Source organism: Bacillus sp. 103mf, from assembly GCF_900116295.1.
Lineage (GTDB): Bacteria > Bacillota > Bacilli > Bacillales > Bacillaceae_G > Bacillus_A > Bacillus_A bruguierae.
In genome coordinates this window covers 128,496-147,061 of record NZ_FPAF01000002.1, presented here as the reverse complement: position 1 = coordinate 147,061, position 18,566 = coordinate 128,496, and the positions used below count along the sequence as shown (strand labels likewise).

Here is an 18,566-nt window from a genome sequence, read left to right as displayed (position 1 = left end):
ATTCAATGCGCGCGGTAAACTGGAACAAGAAAGAAGACGATTTTAGTTTAATGTTTTGGAAGCAAAACATCGCTCAGTTTTGGACAGAAGAGGAGATCGCTGTTTCTTCTGACAAAAATACATGGGTGCAGTTATCTAAGGAAGAACAAATTGCTTATAAGCGTGTACTTGGGGGATTAACACTTCTAGATACAAAGCAAGGCGGCGAGGGAATGCCGCTAATTCTTGTGCATCTTGAAAACTTACAAGCAAAAAGTGTTCTTGCGTTCATGGGTGCTATGGAAGAAGTGCATGCGAAAAGTTACAGTCATATTTTTACAACACTCGCAAGTGAAGAAGAAATTGATGAAATTTTTGAATGGGTAGATACACATCCGTTACTTGAGAAAAAATCAAGTATCATTACAAATTACTACCGTCGTTTATTACAGCCTCAAGTAACGAAAAAAGAGCTATACATGGCAATGGTAGCAAGTGTGTTTTTAGAGAGCTACTTGTTCTATAGTGGATTTTTCTATCCGCTGTATTTAGCAGGGCAAGGAAAATTAACGGCGAGCGGTGAAATCATTAATCTCATTATCCGTAAAACATTTGCGGCTCTATCTAGCAATAGATAGTAGAAAATCCCTCTAATTGCTGGGATACCCTGTAGTTAATTGGTGGCTATTGGTTCTTTAAAAGGAATCAGTAAATGAAGCAAGTTAGCTAGGGCAATCAGCAGCGAAGCCTTTAGATAATCTAAAGGAACGTTCAACGACTAGGTGAAAACCGTAGGGCACAAGCGATAGGTGCTCGAAATGGGGGACATCCTATATGGATGGTGATATAGTCTGTACTTACTGGTAACAGTAAGCTGCTTGTAAAAGCGGTACAAGAGTAGCGACCTTGTATGAACATGTTAGGATGAGAGTATCCACGGCGTATTCGTCGGTATTTTAGCACAGCAAGTTTTTGCAGAGCTTTCTGCCGAAGAACAACAAGAAGTACAAAAAGAAACACAAGAGTTATTGATGAAACTGTATGAAATTGAAACTGCATATACAGACGAAATTTATACATCTATCGGTCTTGTGGAAGAGGTAAATCGTTTTGTTCGTTACAATGCGAATAAAGGATTAATGAATTTAGGATTAGAACCGCACTTTGAAGAAGAAGAAATTAATCCAATTGTGTTAAATGGCTTACGTACGGATACGAAAAACCATGATTTCTTCTCTGTAAAAGGGAATGGTTATGTAAAAGCAACAAATGTTGAAAAACTATCAGATGATGATTTTGTATTTAACTTTTAATAAGATGAGTGCTCTATATGTATAGGGCGCTCTTTTTTTATGGAAAATAAGTTTATATAACATTGTTATTTCGTCTGATGTTGTTGATGATATTTTATGAAGAGCAATTATATATAAATCCAACTTGACTTTCCAACACACAAGTTGCCGCCACGCTGAACAAAAAATAACCTGCTACTTTCTTTCTCTCTTTGTTTGAAACTTTGCACGTGGCAGAAAAAGGCCCTGACCGCTTCTACGCATGGCCAGACGCTCTCGACTATCTAAAAAGAAAAGGGGTTTATGTCAGGTTTTTAATTTGGATTTATATATTCGGGGATATAAATTTTGATTTTTAAGATAATATCAAATATATTCCAAATAAACATTTACCTTTTTTGTGTCATAGTGTACTATTTAATTAGTACACTATGACATTAGGAGGAAGAAATGAAAATTGAATTTTCTCCAAACATCCCTATTTACATTCAGGTGATGGAATACATAAAAAAGGAAATTGTAACAGGTCATTTAGCGCCTGGTAGTAAAATTCCCTCTGTACGTGAATTAGCGGGTAAGTTACAAGTGAATCCGAATACAATTCAACGTACATTTCAAGAGCTAGAACGCGAGGGTATCGTTGTGACGCGTAGAGGAATGGGAAGATATGTAGCAACTGAAGGAGAGAAAATTATGGAGCTGCGAAAGGATATGGCAAAAGAGTTGCTTCATGCCTTTATAAATGGAATGAACAACTTAGGGTTTTCAGAAGAGGAAATGTTGTCCATTCTTTATTCTTCATTAGAAGAAAAAAAGGGGGAGAACAGATGCGAGAATTAGTAAAAATAGAAAATCTATGGAAACGTTACGATTTAAAAGCTGTTATTAGAGACGTAAACATAACGATAACAGAAGGAAAAATTATTGGTCTTGTTGGAGATAATGGCAGCGGGAAAACGACGTTGCTGAAAATGATTGTCGGTTTACAGCATCCTTCTCAAGGAGATATTTTCATTGCTGGTAAGAAGGTAAATCGAGAAACGAAAAATATTGTTTCATTCATGTCTGACCGTCCGATATTTGAAGACTGGATGACTGTAAAAGATGCTTTATTTTTTTATCGTGATTTTTATGAAGATTTTGATATTCAAAAAGCGGTGGATACAATTGCGAAATTGAAAATTCCATTAGAAGAAAAAATTAATGCTTTATCAAAAGGAATGGTAGAAAAACTACAGCTTATTTTAACCTTTTCAAGGAATGCAAAACTATATGTACTAGATGAGCCGCTGGGTGGAATTGATCTCGTCTCACGGGAGCATGTACTAGAGTTAATTCTTCAATTTTATCGCGAGGATTGTACAATTTTAATTTCTACTCATTTAATTAGTGAAATTGAAAACTTGTTTGATGAAGTAATTTTCTTAAAAGACGGGGAGATTGTTTTATATGAAAATGTAGAAGATCTTCGTTTTCAAAGAGGAAAAGCAATACACGAGTTGTTCAAGGAGGTTTTTGGACAATGAATCCACTTCTTCATTATTTATATAACTGTAATAAAAAGAAAATATGGGCTATTTACGTAGGATTTATGACGATTTCACTTATTCTTTTATTTAATTTTATGGGTTCTGCTAAGCATATGACCCCAACAAAACAAGATATAATATTAGTTTTGTTTATATTATTATTTAGCATAACAGTATTTTCTATTAGTTTAATAGCAATCTTATCTTTTCGAAGAATGTTAAAAAATTCTATGATTCGTTATACAGCTATTCCTACTAAAAAATATATATGTGCCAACCTATTGTTTTTTACGATAATGTTTATTTTGCTGTCTGTAATAGCTTTAGGATTTGTTCATTTTTTTTCTTTAGATATTTACGGGAAAAATACAAATGGAGAGTTTCAACGAGCGATACAATACTTTTATAAATTTGGGTTGCTGTATCATTTCTTTTCTATCTTTTTATTGATTATAGATTTAACGAATTTTTTGGCTTCTGTATATTTCATAATTGCAATTATAAAACTCTTTAAAGTGAACTCCTTATTAAATAAGGTATTATTTTTCTTTTTTTTCGTAATTCTTGGGTGGGCTCAATTCTTTATAACTGAATTTTTACAAAAAATTGATAAGCATGCATTTTACACAAAAAGCATTAGATTGATGGATAAAAATGGTTTTTTAGAAACGTCATTTTATTTTAATGAAGGGTCAAGTATTTCGTGTGTATGCTTTACTTTGTTATCGACCGTTCTCTTCATATTTATAACATCCTACATTATCGACAAAAAATTAGAAGTTTAAAGGAGGAATAGGCATTGGGAAATGTAGTAGTGAAATTAGAAAATGTTCATAAAAAAATAGGCAGTGCTGAAATTATTCGTGGTCTTTCGTTTGAAGTACAGGAAGGGGAAGTGTACGGTTTCCTTGGACCAAACGGGAGCGGGAAGACAACGACAATTCGGATGATGACAGGGCTGATTTCAGTAACAGAAGGCGATATTACAATTTGTGGTCACAGTATACGTACTAAGCGTGAGAAAGCATTAGAGTATATTGGAGCGATTGTAGAGAACCCTGAACTATATGAATATATGACAGGAATGCAAAATTTAAAGCACTTTGCGAATATGGCAGTAACATCGATTTCTATAGAAAGAATTGCTGAAATTGTAAAGCTTGTTGAATTAGAACACGCGATTCATAAAAAGGTAAAAACATATTCTCTTGGTATGAAACAACGATTAGGGATTGCACAAGCGCTATTACATAATCCCAAAATCTTAATTTTAGATGAGCCGACAAATGGTTTAGATCCAGCAGGAATTCGTCAAATTCGCGATTACTTACAGCGTTTAGCAAAAGAAGAAAACATTGCAGTCATTGTATCAAGCCACTTATTAAGTGAGATAGAGCTGATGTGTGATCGTGTCGTTATTATTCAGAATGGACAATTTGTGCAAGAGTACAGTTTACATGAGCAGGTAAAAGGAGACGGGAAAATTACGGTAGCGTTTGAAGTGGATCAAGTAGAGAAAGCGAATGAACTGCTAAAAGGAACCGTACAAGAAAAGAAAATTATTGTGTCTGTTATAAAAGAGGAAATTCCGCAGCTTGTGAAAAATTTAGTGTATGCTGATGTTCTTGTGTACAGTGTAACAGTTCAAAATAAATCATTAGAAGATGAATTCTTAGCAGTTACAGGGGGAGTGAAAGCATAATGATGAAATTAATCCAAAATGAATTTTTAAAGTTACATGCGAAAAAGAGTATGTATATTTTGTTAGTCGTGCTAGCAGCATTAGAAATAGCAGAAGCAGTTATTCTCAAAAAATGGGCCCCACCTGAATTGAAAATCGAAGGGTTTATGATGTTCGCGGAGCAAAATATCGGTATGATTGCTACATTTGCAACAATCTTTGGAATTACCCTAGCTTCCCACACAATTACAGAGGAATTTCAAAAAGGAACAATTAAACAATTATTAATTCGACCAAGAAAACGAGTTATGATATTATTTTCAAAGTATATTACAGTTCTCTTAGCTATATTATTGGTATGTATTGTTTCTTTATTTACAGCCATGTTAATTGGTCTTATTGCATTTGGCGGGGACACTGGAATGATAACTTTTGCAATTTTATTAAAACGTTTTGCGTATAACATTTTACCGATATTGTTTTATCCAACAGTTGCATTTTTACTAGCTAATATTTTTAGAAAATCAGTTTTACCATTAGTTATTACACTATTTTTCTTTTTCCTAGAGTCAATGTTAAAAATGCTAATATTTCAATTTGGCCAAGGTATAGCAAAATATGTTGTAATGTTCCACTTGAATTTAAATATGTATGATAGTAATGAGTTGTTGAGTCAGGGTGCCAAACCAATATTTTCAGAGTTTAGCTTTACAACTTCCTTGTTATTTGTGTTAGCTCATTTTGCTGTTTTACTTGTTGCTTCTAGTGCATTGTTCCAAAAACGAGATGTTTTATAAAAAATAAATCCTCGCTTAAGCGGGGATTTATTTTGGGGAGTTGTAGGGTTATACAGAGCTAAGTTGATAAATAAAGGAAGAAATTACAGCATATTGATACTATAATATAAATATATCATGTTGGAGGTGTTTTCTATTAATCTTGCATTTTCACGAATTCGGCTTCGCAGTTTTTTTGGATGGATGATTTTAGGCACATTCATTGCATATGTTCCATTAGGGATGATAGGTGGTGAAAGTACTTCAGTCGAATTTGTCTCAGACACTTTAGTTTTCTTTATTTTTCCATTACTTTGGTTGTTTTATAAGATGAAAAAACATAATGCAGTATTTGCAAGTTTTTTTGATAAACCATCATCTATTCCATGGCGACTTATTTTAATGGCTACGGCTATGGGAATGATTTTTTCATTCGGTATATCTTTTATTCAATTTTACATATTAGCTCAGCTGATTCCTGATGTTTTAGTTGATTTGTTAAGTGATGGAAATGCTATTGATATGAGCACTACTTTTACAAAGATTTTAAGTGTCATTTCAGCTTGTATATTTGCTCCAATTATGGAAGAAGTAATCTTTCGGGGCTTTTTCTTAAATCGAATGGCGTACAAGTGGGGTGTGAAACGTGCTATTATCGTTTCTTCACTTATTTTTGGATTCGGTCATGTTGATGTGATTGGTGCATTTTTATTTGGTGTTGTTATGTGTCTTTTATACATTAAGACGAAAAGCTTATGGACAAATATTATCGTGCACGCTTTAAATAATATTGTTGTTAGCATTATTCAATTTACCGATGGCAGCGCACAAGAACCAGTAAAAATTGCTGATTTGCAAGCGCAGAGCAATTTATGGGTTGGTCTTGCTATCATCATTATTAGTTTATTATGGCTTGTTCCCTTTATTCGTCGTAATTGGTGCACCGTAAAAGAAATTGGACTGCCATCATTACAAATCATTCAAGAAGAAAAACAAGCTGATTTGATTGCACAGCAAGCTATATATAGTCAAGTTGTCTTCACAGAGCGCTACATGGCTGTTGAATTACCGGATGAAGCAGTTAATCATTTAGGTTTAGAAGAACGTGATTATGTAAAAGTGGAATTAGTTAATGATACAGTTGTGATTAAAAAAGCAGATGAAAGAGAAAAGCTCTCCTAAAGAAAAATGGAGAGCTTTTTTCTTTAGGAAATAAGAATTTCAACATGAAAGTTATTACCGTTTTTTATATATTTAATGTCTGTTACAGTGCGTATTTTCTTTAAAATTTCTACTTTCTCACCAATTCGCGGAATAGTTGGAACATTATCCCAAATACCAAGCAAATCGTCCGTGGTTTTTGTTTTTTCATAAAACCAAATTTTCACTGTGGTACTCCTTTCTTAGTTTTGTATTTTAATACATAATAAAACATTTTTATTCCTTTTGTAAGAGGTTTTTACGTATTTTTTGAATAAAATTAACAAAAAAATGTATTCAGGAAAGACATGTTCAATATCAGTTGGTAATGCCGCTTCTGATGAGACAATGTGAGAAACCGTTGCCCAATGTTTCAATTACAGCCAGAAATATCATTGTTAATGTTATAGTAAAAAATAATTTTATAGAAAAAAATGAGAATATTTTGTATAATTACATTACAATAATTTTGAAAGCAGGGTGGCGGCTTATGGCACATATTCCAGTAAAAAAACTAGAAATATTATTAGCATTAGCTGATGAAGATAAAAACAAGCAAAAAGAATTTTATGAAACGTTATTAACAACATACGTTTATGTTGCAGGAACAGTTGATATAAAAGAAGGAGATCCACAAGGAACAGTGCATTTACGCTATTTTCAGGGGGAAGGAAGATGGATTTTACCATTTTTTACACAGCTTGAATTTTTACAAGCCGTACTGCCTGAAGATGTACCTGTCATTACGATTCGTGGAAAAGAGTTATTTGATAGCATTGATGCGGAAGCAACAGCAGTCTTAAATATTGGCACAGATCTTGATAAAACATTTACACCTCCAGAAATTGCTGATATTTCTTCAGGAAGAATTTTTAATTACTATCAATAAGGTGCCGTTACCATTTTCCCTATGGGTCATATAGTATAGTAGCTTGACCAAGAAGGGGATGGTAGAGATGGGAAAGAATAATAACTCAAATAAAAATAACAGTAAGAATAACAATAAAAATAATAAAAACAATAGTAATAACAAGAAGAATAAGAAAAAATAAATGTATAGACAAAAGAGAAGCATATCGCTTCTCTTTTGTCTATAACTCTAACAGATGAAGTGAAACTTTTATCAGTATTTGTTCATTCCACAATGAAGGTCATTTGAAAGAATTGGGTGGTTCATGCGAGATAATAAATCCCTGATATGCAGAATACACCAGGACCTTCACCCGTGTTCTCCTTTTGTTTTAAACTTTGCGAAAAGGCAGTGACCGTTTCTATGAGCGCTGAGGCATAACTATTGTAAAAGTTAGCTTGTTTGAACTAATTGTAAATATAAGAAGAAGTCGTGCTCTATATTATAAGCGAATCAGCGGATACCGGAATAAATGGAAAGTGTTTTTTGTCTTCCATTTATTGTAGCAGGGGCACCTAGAGGAACTCCTATATTTGGTTGTATATGACCAATTGGTAAGTCATACAAAAGTGGAATATTATAAGAGACAATGTAATCATATAGAATTTCAGAAATAGATAAAGATGATTTTGAAGATGTACAGTTGTGACAACTTGTAAAGATAACGCCGGCACATTGTTCAAACTTCTTTCCTAAGCGTAGTTGATTTAACATACGATCAACGCGATAAGGCTCTTCTCCAATTTCCTCCAATAATAATAACTTATCTTTCGTATCAATTTCGTACGGTGTACCTAGTGTACTTGTAATTACAGCTAAGTTTCCTCCGACAAGAGGAGCGGTGATGCAACAATTGACGGAATGAAAAAATGCTGCTGCTTTGAGAATAATAGAGTATGGATGAAAAAGTTGTTTGAATGAGGAAAAAGAGAGAGTATCAAGCCCCTTGCCAACTTCCTCCATCATAGGACCATGAAAAGTAACGAGCCTTGCAAATTGCCCAAAAGCGATGTGTAAAGCTGTAATATCGCTATAGCCCCAGAAAATTTTCGGATTATCTCGAATGAGTTCGTAGTTAATAGAAGGTAGAAGGCGACCAGTCCCATATCCCCCCCTCGCACAAAAAATACCTTTTACATATGGATTTGTAAAAGCCTCGTGTAGGTCATGAAGACGAACGGTATCATCTCCAGCTAAATAGCCTCGTTTTTCTTGTACACTCCTTCCGATGATAACGAATAAGCCCATCTCTTCGAACTTTTGTTTTGCTTGAAGAATGTGCTCTATAGATGGCGGACCTGCTGGAGCGATGATCATAACGGTATCTCCGTATTGTAACGGTTCAGGGTACTGCATCAAATTCCCTCCTTTCTTACACTATATTCATTTCGTGTGTCTTCAATAATTGAGGAAAGAAGGAAATAGTTTTGGTGGGCAAGAATTTATAAGAGGAAGGAGAGAAAAAAATGTTTTATAGTCGAGTATGTGAAAAGCTACAAATTACATATCCTATTATTCAAGCCGGGATGGCAGGAACAGTTGTAACACCAGAGTTAGTAGCTGCAGTGTCTAATAGCGGGGGATTAGGTACATTAGGTGCAGGATATATGAGCTCTGACCAAATTCGCTTCGCAGTACGTGCGATTCGGCAGTTAACAGATAAACCGTTTGCCGTGAACTTGTTTATTACAAAAGAAATGCAAATGAATGAAAAACAAGTAGAAGAAGCACAACATTTACTACAACCTATTCGGGAACAATTGCAATTAGAAACAGTAAAGCAAACGGTACAGTTACCGGAGAGCTATAAAGAACAGCTGAAAGTTCTTATAGAGGAGAATGTACCTGTTTTTAGTTTTACTTTTAATACACCAAAACAGGAAGAAATAGAGTTGTTAAAAAGACAGGGGATAAAAATAATTGGTACGGCAACAAATGTGGCAGAAGGGAAAGTATTGGCACATTTAGGCGTAGATATTATTGTAGGACAAGGTAGTGAGGCAGGAGGGCATCGTGGAACGTTTCTAGGAAAAGAACAAGATTCTATGATTGGAACAACTGCACTGATTCCTCAGCTTGTTGACGCTATTCCTCACATTCCAATTGTTGCGGCAGGTGGAATTATGGATGGCCGTGGAGTAGTGGCAGCCTATGCACTCGGTGCAGAAGGAGTACAAATGGGCACAGCATTTTTAACTTGCCATGAAAGTGCAGCTCATAAGGCACATAAAGAAGCAATCGTAAAGAGTACAGACCAAAGTACAACAATGACACGTGCATTTTCTGGTAAGTATGCAAGAGGAATTCAAAATGCTTTTATCGAACAATTGAAAAATAAAGAAGAGAAATTTCCTGCGTATCCAATCCAAAATGCATTAACAACAGAAATTCGCCAAGCAGCAGTAAAACAAAATAATGGTGAGTATATGTCACTTTGGGCAGGACAAGCTTCACCTTTAGCACAAATAGAAGAGGCACAGCAAATTATAATACGAGTGATTAAAGAGACAAAGGAAACATTAACAAAATTACAAAGTGCGATCTATAAGTAAAAAAGAACGCTTGAAAAATTCAAGCGTTCTTTTTAGTTATTTTGATAAAACTGTTGAAGGGCCTCGTCGACATATACCCAGCCTTCCCAACCTAAATGCATCGTATCTTTTAAGAAATACTTATCATATTCATGGCTTGAAAAGTCTGCAACTGGGAAACCAGCTTTGGTAATTTGTTCATTTATTTTTTTATAGTATACATCACGGCGTTCTTTCGGGAATCCAGCATAATCGTACCATGGACCATTAACGGGAACAGAAATAAATAATGGTTTTGCATGCGTTTGTTTTAAAATGTCTAAGACTAATTGGAAATCGTCATATTCTGGTGATTCATCAAATGATTCATTTGCTCGATAGTCTTTTAGACGTTCTAATTTTTTCTTAATCCCTTTGTTATAGTATGGATCTTCAATGCCAAATGGATTTGTTTTAGATTCCATTTCACCAGTTTTTTCTGCTCGCTTACGAATTTCTTCCCAAGCAAGCGATTTTAATTCAGGATCTAAATGTGTTTTTCGCGGTTTAATATCAAATATTGATGCAACCATGTCTTTGCGGTCTAAAATATTACGATATACGTATGCAAATGGTTTTGCAGCCGCCGCTTTCAGATTATGTTCTGTATCGTCATACACAATTCCTTCTAAAGAAGTTTTCAGGAGTGTGTCTTTACGAACAATTTCAAATCCTAATAAGCGCTTAGCAATTTGTTTTTTCATCTCAGGATTTAAGTCATTGTTAAAGATGAGATGGTACGCTTGTTGAGACGAAAAGTTTGGCGCAAAATGCACTTCATCTAAACCTTGTTTTACAAACCATTGTGGTGAAAGGACAAAGACAATTTTGCGATTTTCTAACTGATCCATTGAGGAAGCTAGACTTAATACGTGAGTAAGACTTTGTGTTCCACCGCGACCGATAAGAAACGGTGTAAATTCTTGATCTTTTACTTTAAAGTAGTTCGATGGATGGTACACATCCAATCGAGAAAATTCCGATGAACCATACATCGGAAGGTATTTTGGATTGTCTAGCATCTTTTGTTGCAGTGCAATGCCTTGAAACATTTCTTTCTTTAAAGATGTTGCGGCATCGTCGACCTTTTGCTCCCCGATAAGTGGTAAAAGGAAGCGTGGTGGAATAAATAACACCACGCAAAAAAGAGCAAATGCTAGAAGCATCGGGCCAAACGTTGGTTTTTTCATCGCATATCTTCCAGTTTCTTAATAATCATGTTTGGTGTTGCCCACTCGTCGCGATCAAAGTCAGAAATAGACACTTCAATGCCTAAACGTTCTTGGAATTCTACTAATAACGATACTGTACCGAAAGAATCAAGAATTCCTTCTTCAAATAATTGTACATCTGTATTTTCCTTAACGATGTCATTTTCACATACTTCCTCTAAAATATCTAATACTTGATCTTTAAATTCAGCCATTGTTTATTCTCCTTTATATCCATAATATATTATGTGTAACTTCCTAAGAAGTTTTTAACTAAAAGTGTCTGCCTAGCTTACCCGAGAAGAGTAGGAGGCCGAGACAAACGAAGTGGAATGTAATGATAATTCCAAGGACATGTGTGAATTTATTATTCGGCCAAAATTTCAGCTTTTTATTTTTACGTTCAAATATATCAAACGCAATAAACAAAATTGCATGATACAGGCCATACGTAATATAATACCACGTTAGTCCATGCCAAATGCCCATAATTCCAAAATTTAAAAATGCACCGATATAAGAAATTGTATAGCGGTTTTTAATTAATTTTTTCTTTGTCGCAAAAAAGACAAAGCGCATATAAATAAAATCGCGGAACCAGAAAGATAATGTCATGTGCCAACGGTTCCAAAAGTCTTTAATATTACGACTTAAAAAAGGCTTGTTAAAGTTTTCAGGCATTTTAATACCCATTATATAACTTACACCGATTACAAATGCGCTATATCCTGCAAAGTCAAAGAATAGATAGAAACTATAAGAATACATATCAGTCATAAATGAAATAAATGTAGCTTTTTTAGAAATTGCCGCATCCCAAATATGATTTTTAATTAAGTACGCAATAATAAATTTGTAAAGAAAGCCCTGAAAAATACGATTGATTCCCGTATAAAGCATTTCCTTATATTTATCAGCTGATAGTGGGTTTTCCACATCTTTTTGAAATCGACGATAACGATCAATTGGACCTGTTGAAATCGATGGAAAGAATAGAAGGAACTCCCAAAACTTGAATAGTGATACTTCTTTAATAAGCCCATCACGAATTTCAAATACCATTTGTACAGCTCTAAATGTTAAGTATGAGACACCAAGAAATCCAACAAAGCTGCTAGCAGGTATACTAAAAAATGCGATTGATTTTAAAGCTGGTATAACAGGTACGATTTTTACTAAAATAAGCGGCAAAATCGATAAAACAACAGCAGTGCAAAAGATACTCGTTTTGTTATCACGCTGTCTTAATGTTAAATAACCTTTAATCAAAATATATTGCCAAATTGCAAATATTGCTAGTGAAACAGCTTGTATTGGTTTATCTGAAAAGATAACAGCCAGCATAATAAGTGTTACAACCGCATTATATTTGCGCAGCATTTTCCCTTGTAACCCAGCAATAATGGTAGGGATAAGCAAAATGCCTACAATAGCGAAAAAGTAAAATGATGCATATGGGGTCATGCTGTAACCTCACTCAATAATTTTTTACGATCTACTTTTCCATTTGGTGTCATTGGAATAGAAGATTGATACATGAATTTTCGTGGAATCATGTAATTTGGTAATCGTTCATTGAGTTCTTTTTTAATCGCAGATGTTAATTTGAATTCTTTTTCAAAAGAATGTTCACCTGGAACAACAACTGCTAATAAGTAGTCGTATTTTTCACCTTTTTTAATTGGAAGTACAACAGCAGATTCCACATATGAACAAGAACGAAGGTGATGTTCAATTTCTTCTAATTCCATACGATAACCATGTAGCTTAATTTGGAAATCGAGACGACCGTTATAGAAAAGAAGACCATTTTCTAAATAACCAGCGTCACCTGTTTTATAAGCACGTTCGCCGTCAATAACAGTGAACGCTTTTTCTGTTAATTCAGGGCTTCCTAGGTATCCAACACTTACACTTGGACCAACAATGATGATTTCACCCTTCTCACCATCAGCTGCAACTGTGCCATCTTCTTTCATAATGATGATACGGCAATCTGATTTGCAGTAACCGACTGGAAGAGATTGATATTTCTCCACTACTTCATTTGTTACATGAATACCAGTCACCGCAACAGTTGCTTCTGTTGGTCCATATGTATTCATAATCGTAGCTTTTGGGAAACGCTCTAGCAGTTTTTTTGCAACATCATTAGATAATACTTCACCACAGAATAAGAATGTCTTCATATTTGGAAGCATACCTTCTGAGAAAGATGGCTCCATTAAACACATTTCTGCAAAGGATGGTGTAGATGTCCAAACTTGTACATCTGATTGTTCTAAAGAAGCAAATAAATCCTTTGGACGTGCAATCATATCTTTATCAATTGCCCATAGTGTACCACCAGTTACTAATGATGGATAAATGTCCATAACAGATAAGTCAAACGAGAAAGGCGCCTGGTTCAAGAAGACTTGTCCTGTTTGTAAATTGAAGTCTTCAACCGCCCATTTTGTAAAGCTTACAAGACAGTTATACGTAATTTGTACACCTTTTGGATTTCCCGTACTACCCGATGTGTAAATGATGTAGAAGTTGTCTTCAGCATTTACTGCATGTTCAGGATTTGGGATATTTCCTTTATGAGTATGAAGAATGTCTTCTAATTTGTTTCCATCAATAATATGAACTGGTAAATCAGCTATTGTAACATCAGTTGGAGATAACAGCAGCTTTGCACCAGAACTTTCCGCAATGCGCAATACACGATCAGCAGGAATTGATACGTCTACTGGAATATATGCGTGACCAGCTTTGACACACCCTAGGAAACAGATAATCATTTCTGGTTGCATATGTCCGTATACCATAATTGGTGATTGATCATCTTCATATTGAGAAGAAATCCAATGTGCTAATGCATCAGAGTCTTCTTTTAATTGTTTGTACGTAATTTTCGCATCTCGCCAAACGAAGGCGTTTTGGTCAGGCGTTTCAAGCGCCCACTTTTCAATCTGTTCTAATAACTTCATAACGCTCCCACCCTAAAATTCATTGTAAATAAATGTACTTGTATTTGTATCTTGGAATCCATACAACCATAGTAAAGCAAATAAAATCGCAAGGTAGTAACAAGTTTTTGCAATCCATTGCGTGAGTGGTTGAGACCATATTTCTTTTAATGTTTTCATGTCTGTCCCTCTCTATAGAAATAGTATCCGTATGTAAGTATCATAACCTACATCGCTTTGAAAAACACAAAAATTCCACATTTTAGGTAAATGCAAGACGGAAAGGCTCTTTTCTGATAGTAGCACTAAATGTTAAAAAAGAAAATCCCTAACTTAACAATTATATTACATTCCAGATTAAATTGTAATTCCTTTGCAATGGAAAGAGACAAGAATATGTTACTTCTAACTAAGATAGTACATAAACTGTTATTAAACAAGTGAATACGGTTATTAATGATGGAATAAGATTGTTAGAAATAGAATAGGGAGTTGAAGCGGATGAAAACATCTCAAGTAGATTGGTTATGTTATCTTTCTGAAGAAAATATTCGAAATTGGCGACGCTATTTGCATCAGCACCCTGAGTTGTCATTTCAGGAAAAGCATACATCGCAGTTTATATATGATACATTACATTCTTTTTCTTATTTTGACTTAACGAGGCCAACAGCATGTAGTGTAATGGCAAAGCGAAAAGGAAAAGGTCCTGGTAAGACTATTGCAATCCGAGCAGATATAGATGCACTTCCAATTCAAGAACAGACAATGAAGCCGTATGCATCAATTGTACCAGGAGTTATGCATGCTTGTGGTCATGATGCACATACCGCAATTTTACTAGGTGTAGCAGAAGCTTTAGCAAAATATGATGGTGACTGGGGGGGAGAAATTCGTCTTTTGTTTCAACACGCTGAAGAACAATACCCTGGTGGAGGACAAGAGATGGTCAGGGCAGGCGTTATGGACGGCGTAGATTATGTTATTGGTTTGCATGTAATGTCAGAACTAGATAGTGGGCAAATAGGAATTTCCTATGGACCGATGATGGCAGCACCTGATGTATTTACAATTGAAATTAAAGGACGAGGAGGACATGCTGCTCATCCAAAGCAAACAGTGGATCCTATTGTAATTGGCGCACAAATTATTACAAATTTACAGCATCTTGTCTCAAGACGGACTGATGCATTTGAACAACGGGTGGTGTCGGTTACGCAATTTCACGCTGGAACAGCCGATAATATTATTCCTGAGACAGCAACGATTGTAGGAACGGTGCGTTGCTTTGAGAATAGCTTAAGGCAAGAGTCTGAAGGGATTATTGAACAAATTGTAAAAGGAATTACAGCGGCACATGATGCAACGTACGCATATACGTATCGGTATGGATATAATCCGGTCATAAATGATTTGTATGTGACAAAAATAGTAGAAGATAGTGCGATTAAATTGTTTGGAAAAGAAAGTATTACCTCACTTTCACCTTCTATGGGGGGAGAGGATTTTTCTGCATATTTACAAAAGGCTCCAGGTTGTTTTGTAAAGCTAGGAACAGGGAATGGAAATAAAGAAACATGTTATCCGCATCATCATCCTAAGTTTGATGTAGATGAAACAGCATTAATTCGCGGTGCACAATTATTCTTGCAAACTGCAATGGAACTATTGAAAGATTAAAGTAAAATGAACAAACAGTGGGAAATGAACAAATGCTCCGCAATAAGTGAAATCGCTTCAATTCTTGTTTATCCCGCTACTTTAGGGTAGTAAGACTCCCATCTCAAGATTCTGAGAAAACATTGTCCAGCTCCAGTGGCTAGAATGTTCGGTGGCTTCGCTTCTTCCTACGAGGTAAAAAACCCCTCTACGTCAGAAGCTCCATCCCCCTCACATTCTGAACGAGCCACTTCCGCTTTTCTTAAGAAGATAGGTGGGGGATGAAGAAAAACCCCACTGATGGAAGTTTCACTTTATATTCTAGGATAAAAAAAGAGCAACTGCGATATTCGCAGTTGCTTCTATTTCTTTCCGTTAGAGAGGGTTAAGAAAGAACTATGCTCATTTATAATATATGCATGTCTCCCGGACAAGCTTGTATCTTTTCATTAATTTTAAAAAAAATATTGACTTTGATAATTATTATCAATTAATCTTGTGTTGTTATAAATGATAATAATTATCAATATCATTTTTCGTATAAGAGCACTAAACATATATAAGATACATAATAAAGGGAGAGAGTTTAATGAGTAAGTTAGTAATGATTTTTGCAAGTATGAGTGGAAATACAGAGGAAATGGCAGATTATATTGCCGGGGCAATTCGCGAGGCGGAAAAAGAAATTGAAGTAATCGATATAATGTTATCACCAGATGCGTCTATTTTAGAAGAGTATGATGGAATTGTACTAGGTGCATACACGTGGGGAGATGGTGATTTACCGGATGATTTCTTAGATTTCTATGATGAAATGGATAAAGTGGATTTAACAGGGAAAATAGCAGCAGTGTTTGGTTCTTGTGATTCTGCATATCCGAAATACGGGGCAGCTGTTGATATTTTAATTGAAAAATTACAAGAACGCGGAGCTAAAGTTGTACTTGAAGGGTTAAAAGTGGAATTAACGCCAGAAGATGAAGATGTTGAAGCATGCCTTCGTTTTGGGAAGGAGTTTGTACATCATCTTTCTTAATGGTGAGAGCGCAATGAAGAGCAAGTGTAGGAGAATATCAAATATGAAATAAAAAGGTGCAACAAAGCACCTTTTTATTTGTTGAAAATATGTAACAATCGTTGTTTATTTGTTTCAATTATTTTTTCATTATTTGTTTCGAAACCATATACAAGGTCATGGAGTATAGGACTATATTGATAAAAGGAGATAATTCGCTCAAAAAATGTTGCATCCTTGTTATTCGTTAAAGCAGTATATTTGTTGTACACTTCTAATGTAAAGTCATGCCCATAGTCAGCGTATAATCCAGCAAAATCAAACGCGGGATCGCCAATTTGTGCATCTCCTATATCAATGATGCCGGCAATTTGCTTTTTGTCAGGATGAAATAGAATATGGTTATGTGTTAAGTCGGCATGAATAACGGTTTGTAAGGAAGAGTTTATATATAGTTGCTCTACAAATATTTGAAATAGTGTATGCAATCGATCAGTTTCTTCTATTGTAAATGTGGTAAACAGATAATCTCTTAGTTTTATATGTAATTCCTTCCAATATTTAATAGTTTTCTCAACTTGAAAGCCCCATTCTTTTGCAAGTGTAGTAGGAACTGTATGCAAAGCAGCAAGAAATGATGCAAGTTGCGCGGCAATGTGTGCTTTTTCATTGATTGAGAGATTATGTAAATAAGATGATTTGAATGGTTTGCCATGAATCATTTTATAGTAACTACAAACAGGAATTGAATCTTCTTCGTTTTCGTATAGAATATGATAGTTCGGTACTTCTATCTGCCCATCTTGCAGTATAGGAAGTAGTACTTCGTATAATTGTTTTTCACGAGGGATTTTTTTCGCATATTCAATTTTTCTAGGAAATCGAAATAACCATTCATCGTTTACGATAATAGCGACATTATCCCAGCCGCTTTCATCTTGATGAAAGGAATGAATAGGTAAATCGGGGAGTGTTTTTTGAATATAGTGCGTATAGTTTATCATTTTTTTGCCTCTTTCGTTAAGTAATCATACAAAAGAAAATCCCTAAATTAGGGACTTCTTTTGCTATTCTATATAAATGCATTTTGGTTTTTCGACATGCAAGTTTCTGCTATGTAGAACACAACATGACTTGAACTCGCTTTCTCCTTTTGTTTTAAATCTTGCATGTGGTAGAAAAAGGCCCTGACCGTTTCTATGCGCGGTCAGATGCTCACGTCCTCCTAAAAAAGAAAGGGTTTTTTTATGTCGTTTTTCAATTTGTATTTATATAAAATTTTATTATGGAAATCCCGCCTTATAAATTCTCGTTTTGTTGGCCAATCTCCTTTTTACTCAAATCAAGATTTGCATTTTCAATAGCCCTATGTTTGTTCAAAGAATCTCCGGCGTAGCCCTTTTGTGTTTTTAAAACTCTTTTACTTGAATTTGCTGAGTTGTTATTCATATATATTCCTCCTGTCCTTTATCTAAAATATACGAAGGTAATAAGTAATAGTAGTACAGCTGCAAACACGACAATTCCTACTAAAAACGCCATGTTCGAATAACGAGAGGGGGGATGTACATCTTGACGATAACTAGGTGAAATTTCCGGTGCAAACTCTTCTTGATGAGATTGTTGTTCTTCTGTTTCGTCCATTGTTGCAACTCCTTTCACTGTATTGATAGGTTACGCGCTATAAGAAAGAAATATACACTTAGTATGCTAAGCATTGAATGAGAATTTATATATAAAGTGAAACTTTAATCAGTGGGGGTTTTCTTCATCCCCCACTGATTATTAGC

The 18,566-nt window shown here is 35.0% G+C and carries 20 protein-coding genes and 2 pseudogenes; 12 read left to right on the top strand and 10 right to left on the bottom strand.

What is annotated here, in order from left to right:
- Nucleotides 1–5: 5 nt before the first annotated feature.
- From BM350_RS07290 to BM350_RS07255, 8 genes and pseudogenes are all read left to right on the top strand, one after another.
- Nucleotides 6–584, top strand: a pseudogene (locus BM350_RS07290) (ribonucleotide-diphosphate reductase subunit beta); the annotation flags it as partial.
- A gap of 318 nt (nt 585–902) precedes the next feature.
- Nucleotides 903–1,292: pseudogene (locus BM350_RS07285) on the top strand (ribonucleotide-diphosphate reductase subunit beta); the annotation flags it as partial.
- Between the two features lie 429 nt (nt 1,293–1,721).
- Nucleotides 1,722–2,111, top strand: a complete 390-nt coding sequence (locus tag BM350_RS07280) for a GntR family transcriptional regulator (protein WP_090915318.1) — start codon at nt 1,722–1,724, stop codon at nt 2,109–2,111.
- Entirely contained in the window at nt 2,099–2,797 is a 699-nt protein-coding gene (locus tag BM350_RS07275; RefSeq protein ID WP_090915320.1) for an ABC transporter ATP-binding protein, read from the top strand. Before BM350_RS07280 ends, BM350_RS07275 begins: the two co-directional genes overlap by 13 nt.
- Nucleotides 2,794–3,585 (top strand): ABC transporter permease, encoded by a 792-nt coding sequence (locus BM350_RS07270; RefSeq protein ID WP_090915322.1) that lies wholly within the window; start codon nt 2,794–2,796, stop codon nt 3,583–3,585. The genes BM350_RS07275 and BM350_RS07270 overlap by 4 nt, the downstream gene beginning before the upstream one ends.
- Before the next feature lie 14 nt (nt 3,586–3,599).
- The gene (locus tag BM350_RS07265) at nt 3,600–4,502 is read left to right on the top strand and encodes an ABC transporter ATP-binding protein (protein ID WP_090915324.1); all 903 of its coding nucleotides are present in this window, start codon (nt 3,600–3,602) and stop codon (nt 4,500–4,502) included.
- On the top strand, nt 4,502–5,278 hold the full coding sequence (locus BM350_RS07260) for an ABC transporter permease (protein WP_090915326.1): 777 nt from the start codon (nt 4,502–4,504) through the stop codon (nt 5,276–5,278). The genes BM350_RS07265 and BM350_RS07260 overlap by 1 nt, the downstream gene beginning before the upstream one ends.
- Before the next feature lie 135 nt (nt 5,279–5,413).
- Nucleotides 5,414–6,439: a type II CAAX endopeptidase family protein gene (locus tag BM350_RS07255; protein WP_090915594.1), complete on the top strand. Its 1,026-nt coding sequence runs from the start codon at nt 5,414–5,416 to the stop codon at nt 6,437–6,439.
- A 23-nt stretch (nt 6,440–6,462) separates the two neighbouring features.
- Here the strand turns inward: BM350_RS07255 and BM350_RS07250 are convergent, their stop codons facing one another.
- Nucleotides 6,463–6,645 carry a DUF3913 family protein gene (locus BM350_RS07250; protein WP_090915328.1) on the bottom strand — a complete coding sequence of 61 codons (183 nt, stop codon included), beginning with the start codon at nt 6,643–6,645 and terminating at the stop codon, nt 6,463–6,465.
- Between the two features lie 302 nt (nt 6,646–6,947).
- On the opposite strand from BM350_RS07250, the gene BM350_RS07245 reads away from it, so the two are divergent.
- Nucleotides 6,948–7,346, top strand: coding sequence for an SseB family protein (locus tag BM350_RS07245; RefSeq protein ID WP_090915330.1), 399 nt, complete (start codon nt 6,948–6,950; stop codon nt 7,344–7,346).
- Between the two features lie 474 nt (nt 7,347–7,820).
- Here BM350_RS07245 and BM350_RS07240 read toward each other — a convergent pair whose 3' ends face one another.
- Nucleotides 7,821–8,723: a S66 peptidase family protein gene (locus tag BM350_RS07240; RefSeq protein WP_090915332.1), complete on the bottom strand. Its 903-nt coding sequence runs from the start codon at nt 8,721–8,723 to the stop codon at nt 7,821–7,823.
- Nucleotides 8,724–8,833: 110 nt separating this feature from the next.
- Between BM350_RS07240 and BM350_RS07235 the strand changes: the two genes are divergently transcribed.
- The gene (locus BM350_RS07235; RefSeq protein ID WP_090915334.1) at nt 8,834–9,919 is read left to right on the top strand and encodes an NAD(P)H-dependent flavin oxidoreductase; all 1,086 of its coding nucleotides are present in this window, start codon (nt 8,834–8,836) and stop codon (nt 9,917–9,919) included.
- 32 nt (nt 9,920–9,951) lie between these two features.
- Here the strand turns inward: BM350_RS07235 and dltD are convergent, their stop codons facing one another.
- Genes dltD through BM350_RS07210 form a run of 5 tightly spaced genes read right to left on the bottom strand, consistent with a single transcriptional unit; the run spans nt 9,952 to nt 14,282 of the window.
- Entirely contained in the window at nt 9,952–11,127 is a 1,176-nt protein-coding gene (dltD, locus tag BM350_RS07230) for a D-alanyl-lipoteichoic acid biosynthesis protein DltD (protein WP_090915336.1), read from the bottom strand.
- A complete protein-coding gene (gene dltC / locus BM350_RS07225; protein WP_020061867.1) occupies nt 11,124–11,363 on the bottom strand; it encodes a D-alanine--poly(phosphoribitol) ligase subunit DltC in 240 nt (79 codons plus the stop codon). Before dltC ends, dltD begins: the two co-directional genes overlap by 4 nt.
- 58 nt (nt 11,364–11,421) lie before the next feature.
- Nucleotides 11,422–12,612 (bottom strand): D-alanyl-lipoteichoic acid biosynthesis protein DltB, encoded by a 1,191-nt coding sequence (gene dltB / locus BM350_RS07220; RefSeq protein ID WP_090915337.1) that lies wholly within the window; start codon nt 12,610–12,612, stop codon nt 11,422–11,424.
- Nucleotides 12,609–14,123, bottom strand: a complete 1,515-nt coding sequence (gene dltA / locus BM350_RS07215) for a D-alanine--poly(phosphoribitol) ligase subunit DltA (protein WP_090915339.1) — start codon at nt 14,121–14,123, stop codon at nt 12,609–12,611. Before dltA ends, dltB begins: the two co-directional genes overlap by 4 nt.
- Before the next feature lie 12 nt (nt 14,124–14,135).
- The gene (locus BM350_RS07210) at nt 14,136–14,282 is read right to left on the bottom strand and encodes a teichoic acid D-Ala incorporation-associated protein DltX (RefSeq protein WP_090915341.1); all 147 of its coding nucleotides are present in this window, start codon (nt 14,280–14,282) and stop codon (nt 14,136–14,138) included.
- 321 nt (nt 14,283–14,603) lie between these two features.
- On the opposite strand from BM350_RS07210, the gene BM350_RS07205 reads away from it, so the two are divergent.
- Together BM350_RS07205 and BM350_RS07200 are read left to right on the top strand one after the other, a co-directional pair.
- On the top strand, nt 14,604–15,782 hold the full coding sequence (locus tag BM350_RS07205) for a M20 metallopeptidase family protein (protein WP_090915343.1): 1,179 nt from the start codon (nt 14,604–14,606) through the stop codon (nt 15,780–15,782).
- A 568-nt stretch (nt 15,783–16,350) separates the two neighbouring features.
- A complete protein-coding gene (locus tag BM350_RS07200) occupies nt 16,351–16,797 on the top strand; it encodes a flavodoxin (protein WP_090915345.1) in 447 nt (148 codons plus the stop codon).
- Nucleotides 16,798–16,871: 74 nt separating this feature from the next.
- Here the strand turns inward: BM350_RS07200 and BM350_RS07195 are convergent, their stop codons facing one another.
- The 3 genes from BM350_RS07195 to BM350_RS07185 all read right to left on the bottom strand — a co-directional run bounded on the left by BM350_RS07195 (nt 16,872) and on the right by BM350_RS07185 (nt 18,420).
- Nucleotides 16,872–17,780: a phosphotransferase family protein gene (locus BM350_RS07195; RefSeq protein ID WP_090915347.1), complete on the bottom strand. Its 909-nt coding sequence runs from the start codon at nt 17,778–17,780 to the stop codon at nt 16,872–16,874.
- A gap of 295 nt (nt 17,781–18,075) precedes the next feature.
- On the bottom strand, nt 18,076–18,225 hold the full coding sequence (locus tag BM350_RS26830) for a hypothetical protein (protein ID WP_090915349.1): 150 nt from the start codon (nt 18,223–18,225) through the stop codon (nt 18,076–18,078).
- Between the two features lie 18 nt (nt 18,226–18,243).
- Nucleotides 18,244–18,420 (bottom strand): 2-isopropylmalate synthase, encoded by a 177-nt coding sequence (locus BM350_RS07185; RefSeq protein ID WP_090915351.1) that lies wholly within the window; start codon nt 18,418–18,420, stop codon nt 18,244–18,246.
- Between the last annotated feature and the right edge of the window lie 146 nt (nt 18,421–18,566).

Bases quoted from the DNA above. Each gene is read 5' to 3' on its own strand.
- BM350_RS07280 (WP_090915318.1), top strand. From the start codon at position 1,722: ATGAAAATTGAATTTTCTCCAAACATCCCTATTTACATTCAGGTGATG.
- BM350_RS07275 (WP_090915320.1), top strand. From the start codon at position 2,099: ATGCGAGAATTAGTAAAAATAGAAAATCTATGGAAACGTTACGATTTA.
- BM350_RS07270 (WP_090915322.1), top strand. From the start codon at position 2,794: ATGAATCCACTTCTTCATTATTTATATAACTGTAATAAAAAGAAAATA.
- BM350_RS07260 (WP_090915326.1), top strand. From the start codon at position 4,502: ATGATGAAATTAATCCAAAATGAATTTTTAAAGTTACATGCGAAAAAG.
- BM350_RS07245 (WP_090915330.1), top strand. From the start codon at position 6,948: ATGGCACATATTCCAGTAAAAAAACTAGAAATATTATTAGCATTAGCT.
- BM350_RS07240 (WP_090915332.1), bottom strand. From the start codon at position 8,723: ATGCAGTACCCTGAACCGTTACAATACGGAGATACCGTTATGATCATC.
- BM350_RS07235 (WP_090915334.1), top strand. From the start codon at position 8,834: ATGTTTTATAGTCGAGTATGTGAAAAGCTACAAATTACATATCCTATT.
- dltD (WP_090915336.1), bottom strand. From the start codon at position 11,127: ATGAAAAAACCAACGTTTGGCCCGATGCTTCTAGCATTTGCTCTTTTT.
- dltC (WP_020061867.1), bottom strand. From the start codon at position 11,363: ATGGCTGAATTTAAAGATCAAGTATTAGATATTTTAGAGGAAGTATGT.
- dltB (WP_090915337.1), bottom strand. From the start codon at position 12,612: ATGACCCCATATGCATCATTTTACTTTTTCGCTATTGTAGGCATTTTG.
- dltA (WP_090915339.1), bottom strand. From the start codon at position 14,123: ATGAAGTTATTAGAACAGATTGAAAAGTGGGCGCTTGAAACGCCTGAC.
- BM350_RS07210 (WP_090915341.1), bottom strand. From the start codon at position 14,282: ATGAAAACATTAAAAGAAATATGGTCTCAACCACTCACGCAATGGATT.
- BM350_RS07205 (WP_090915343.1), top strand. From the start codon at position 14,604: ATGAAAACATCTCAAGTAGATTGGTTATGTTATCTTTCTGAAGAAAAT.
- BM350_RS07200 (WP_090915345.1), top strand. From the start codon at position 16,351: ATGAGTAAGTTAGTAATGATTTTTGCAAGTATGAGTGGAAATACAGAG.
- BM350_RS07195 (WP_090915347.1), bottom strand. From the start codon at position 17,780: ATGATAAACTATACGCACTATATTCAAAAAACACTCCCCGATTTACCT.
- BM350_RS26830 (WP_090915349.1), bottom strand. From the start codon at position 18,225: ATGAATAACAACTCAGCAAATTCAAGTAAAAGAGTTTTAAAAACACAA.
- BM350_RS07185 (WP_090915351.1), bottom strand. From the start codon at position 18,420: ATGGACGAAACAGAAGAACAACAATCTCATCAAGAAGAGTTTGCACCG.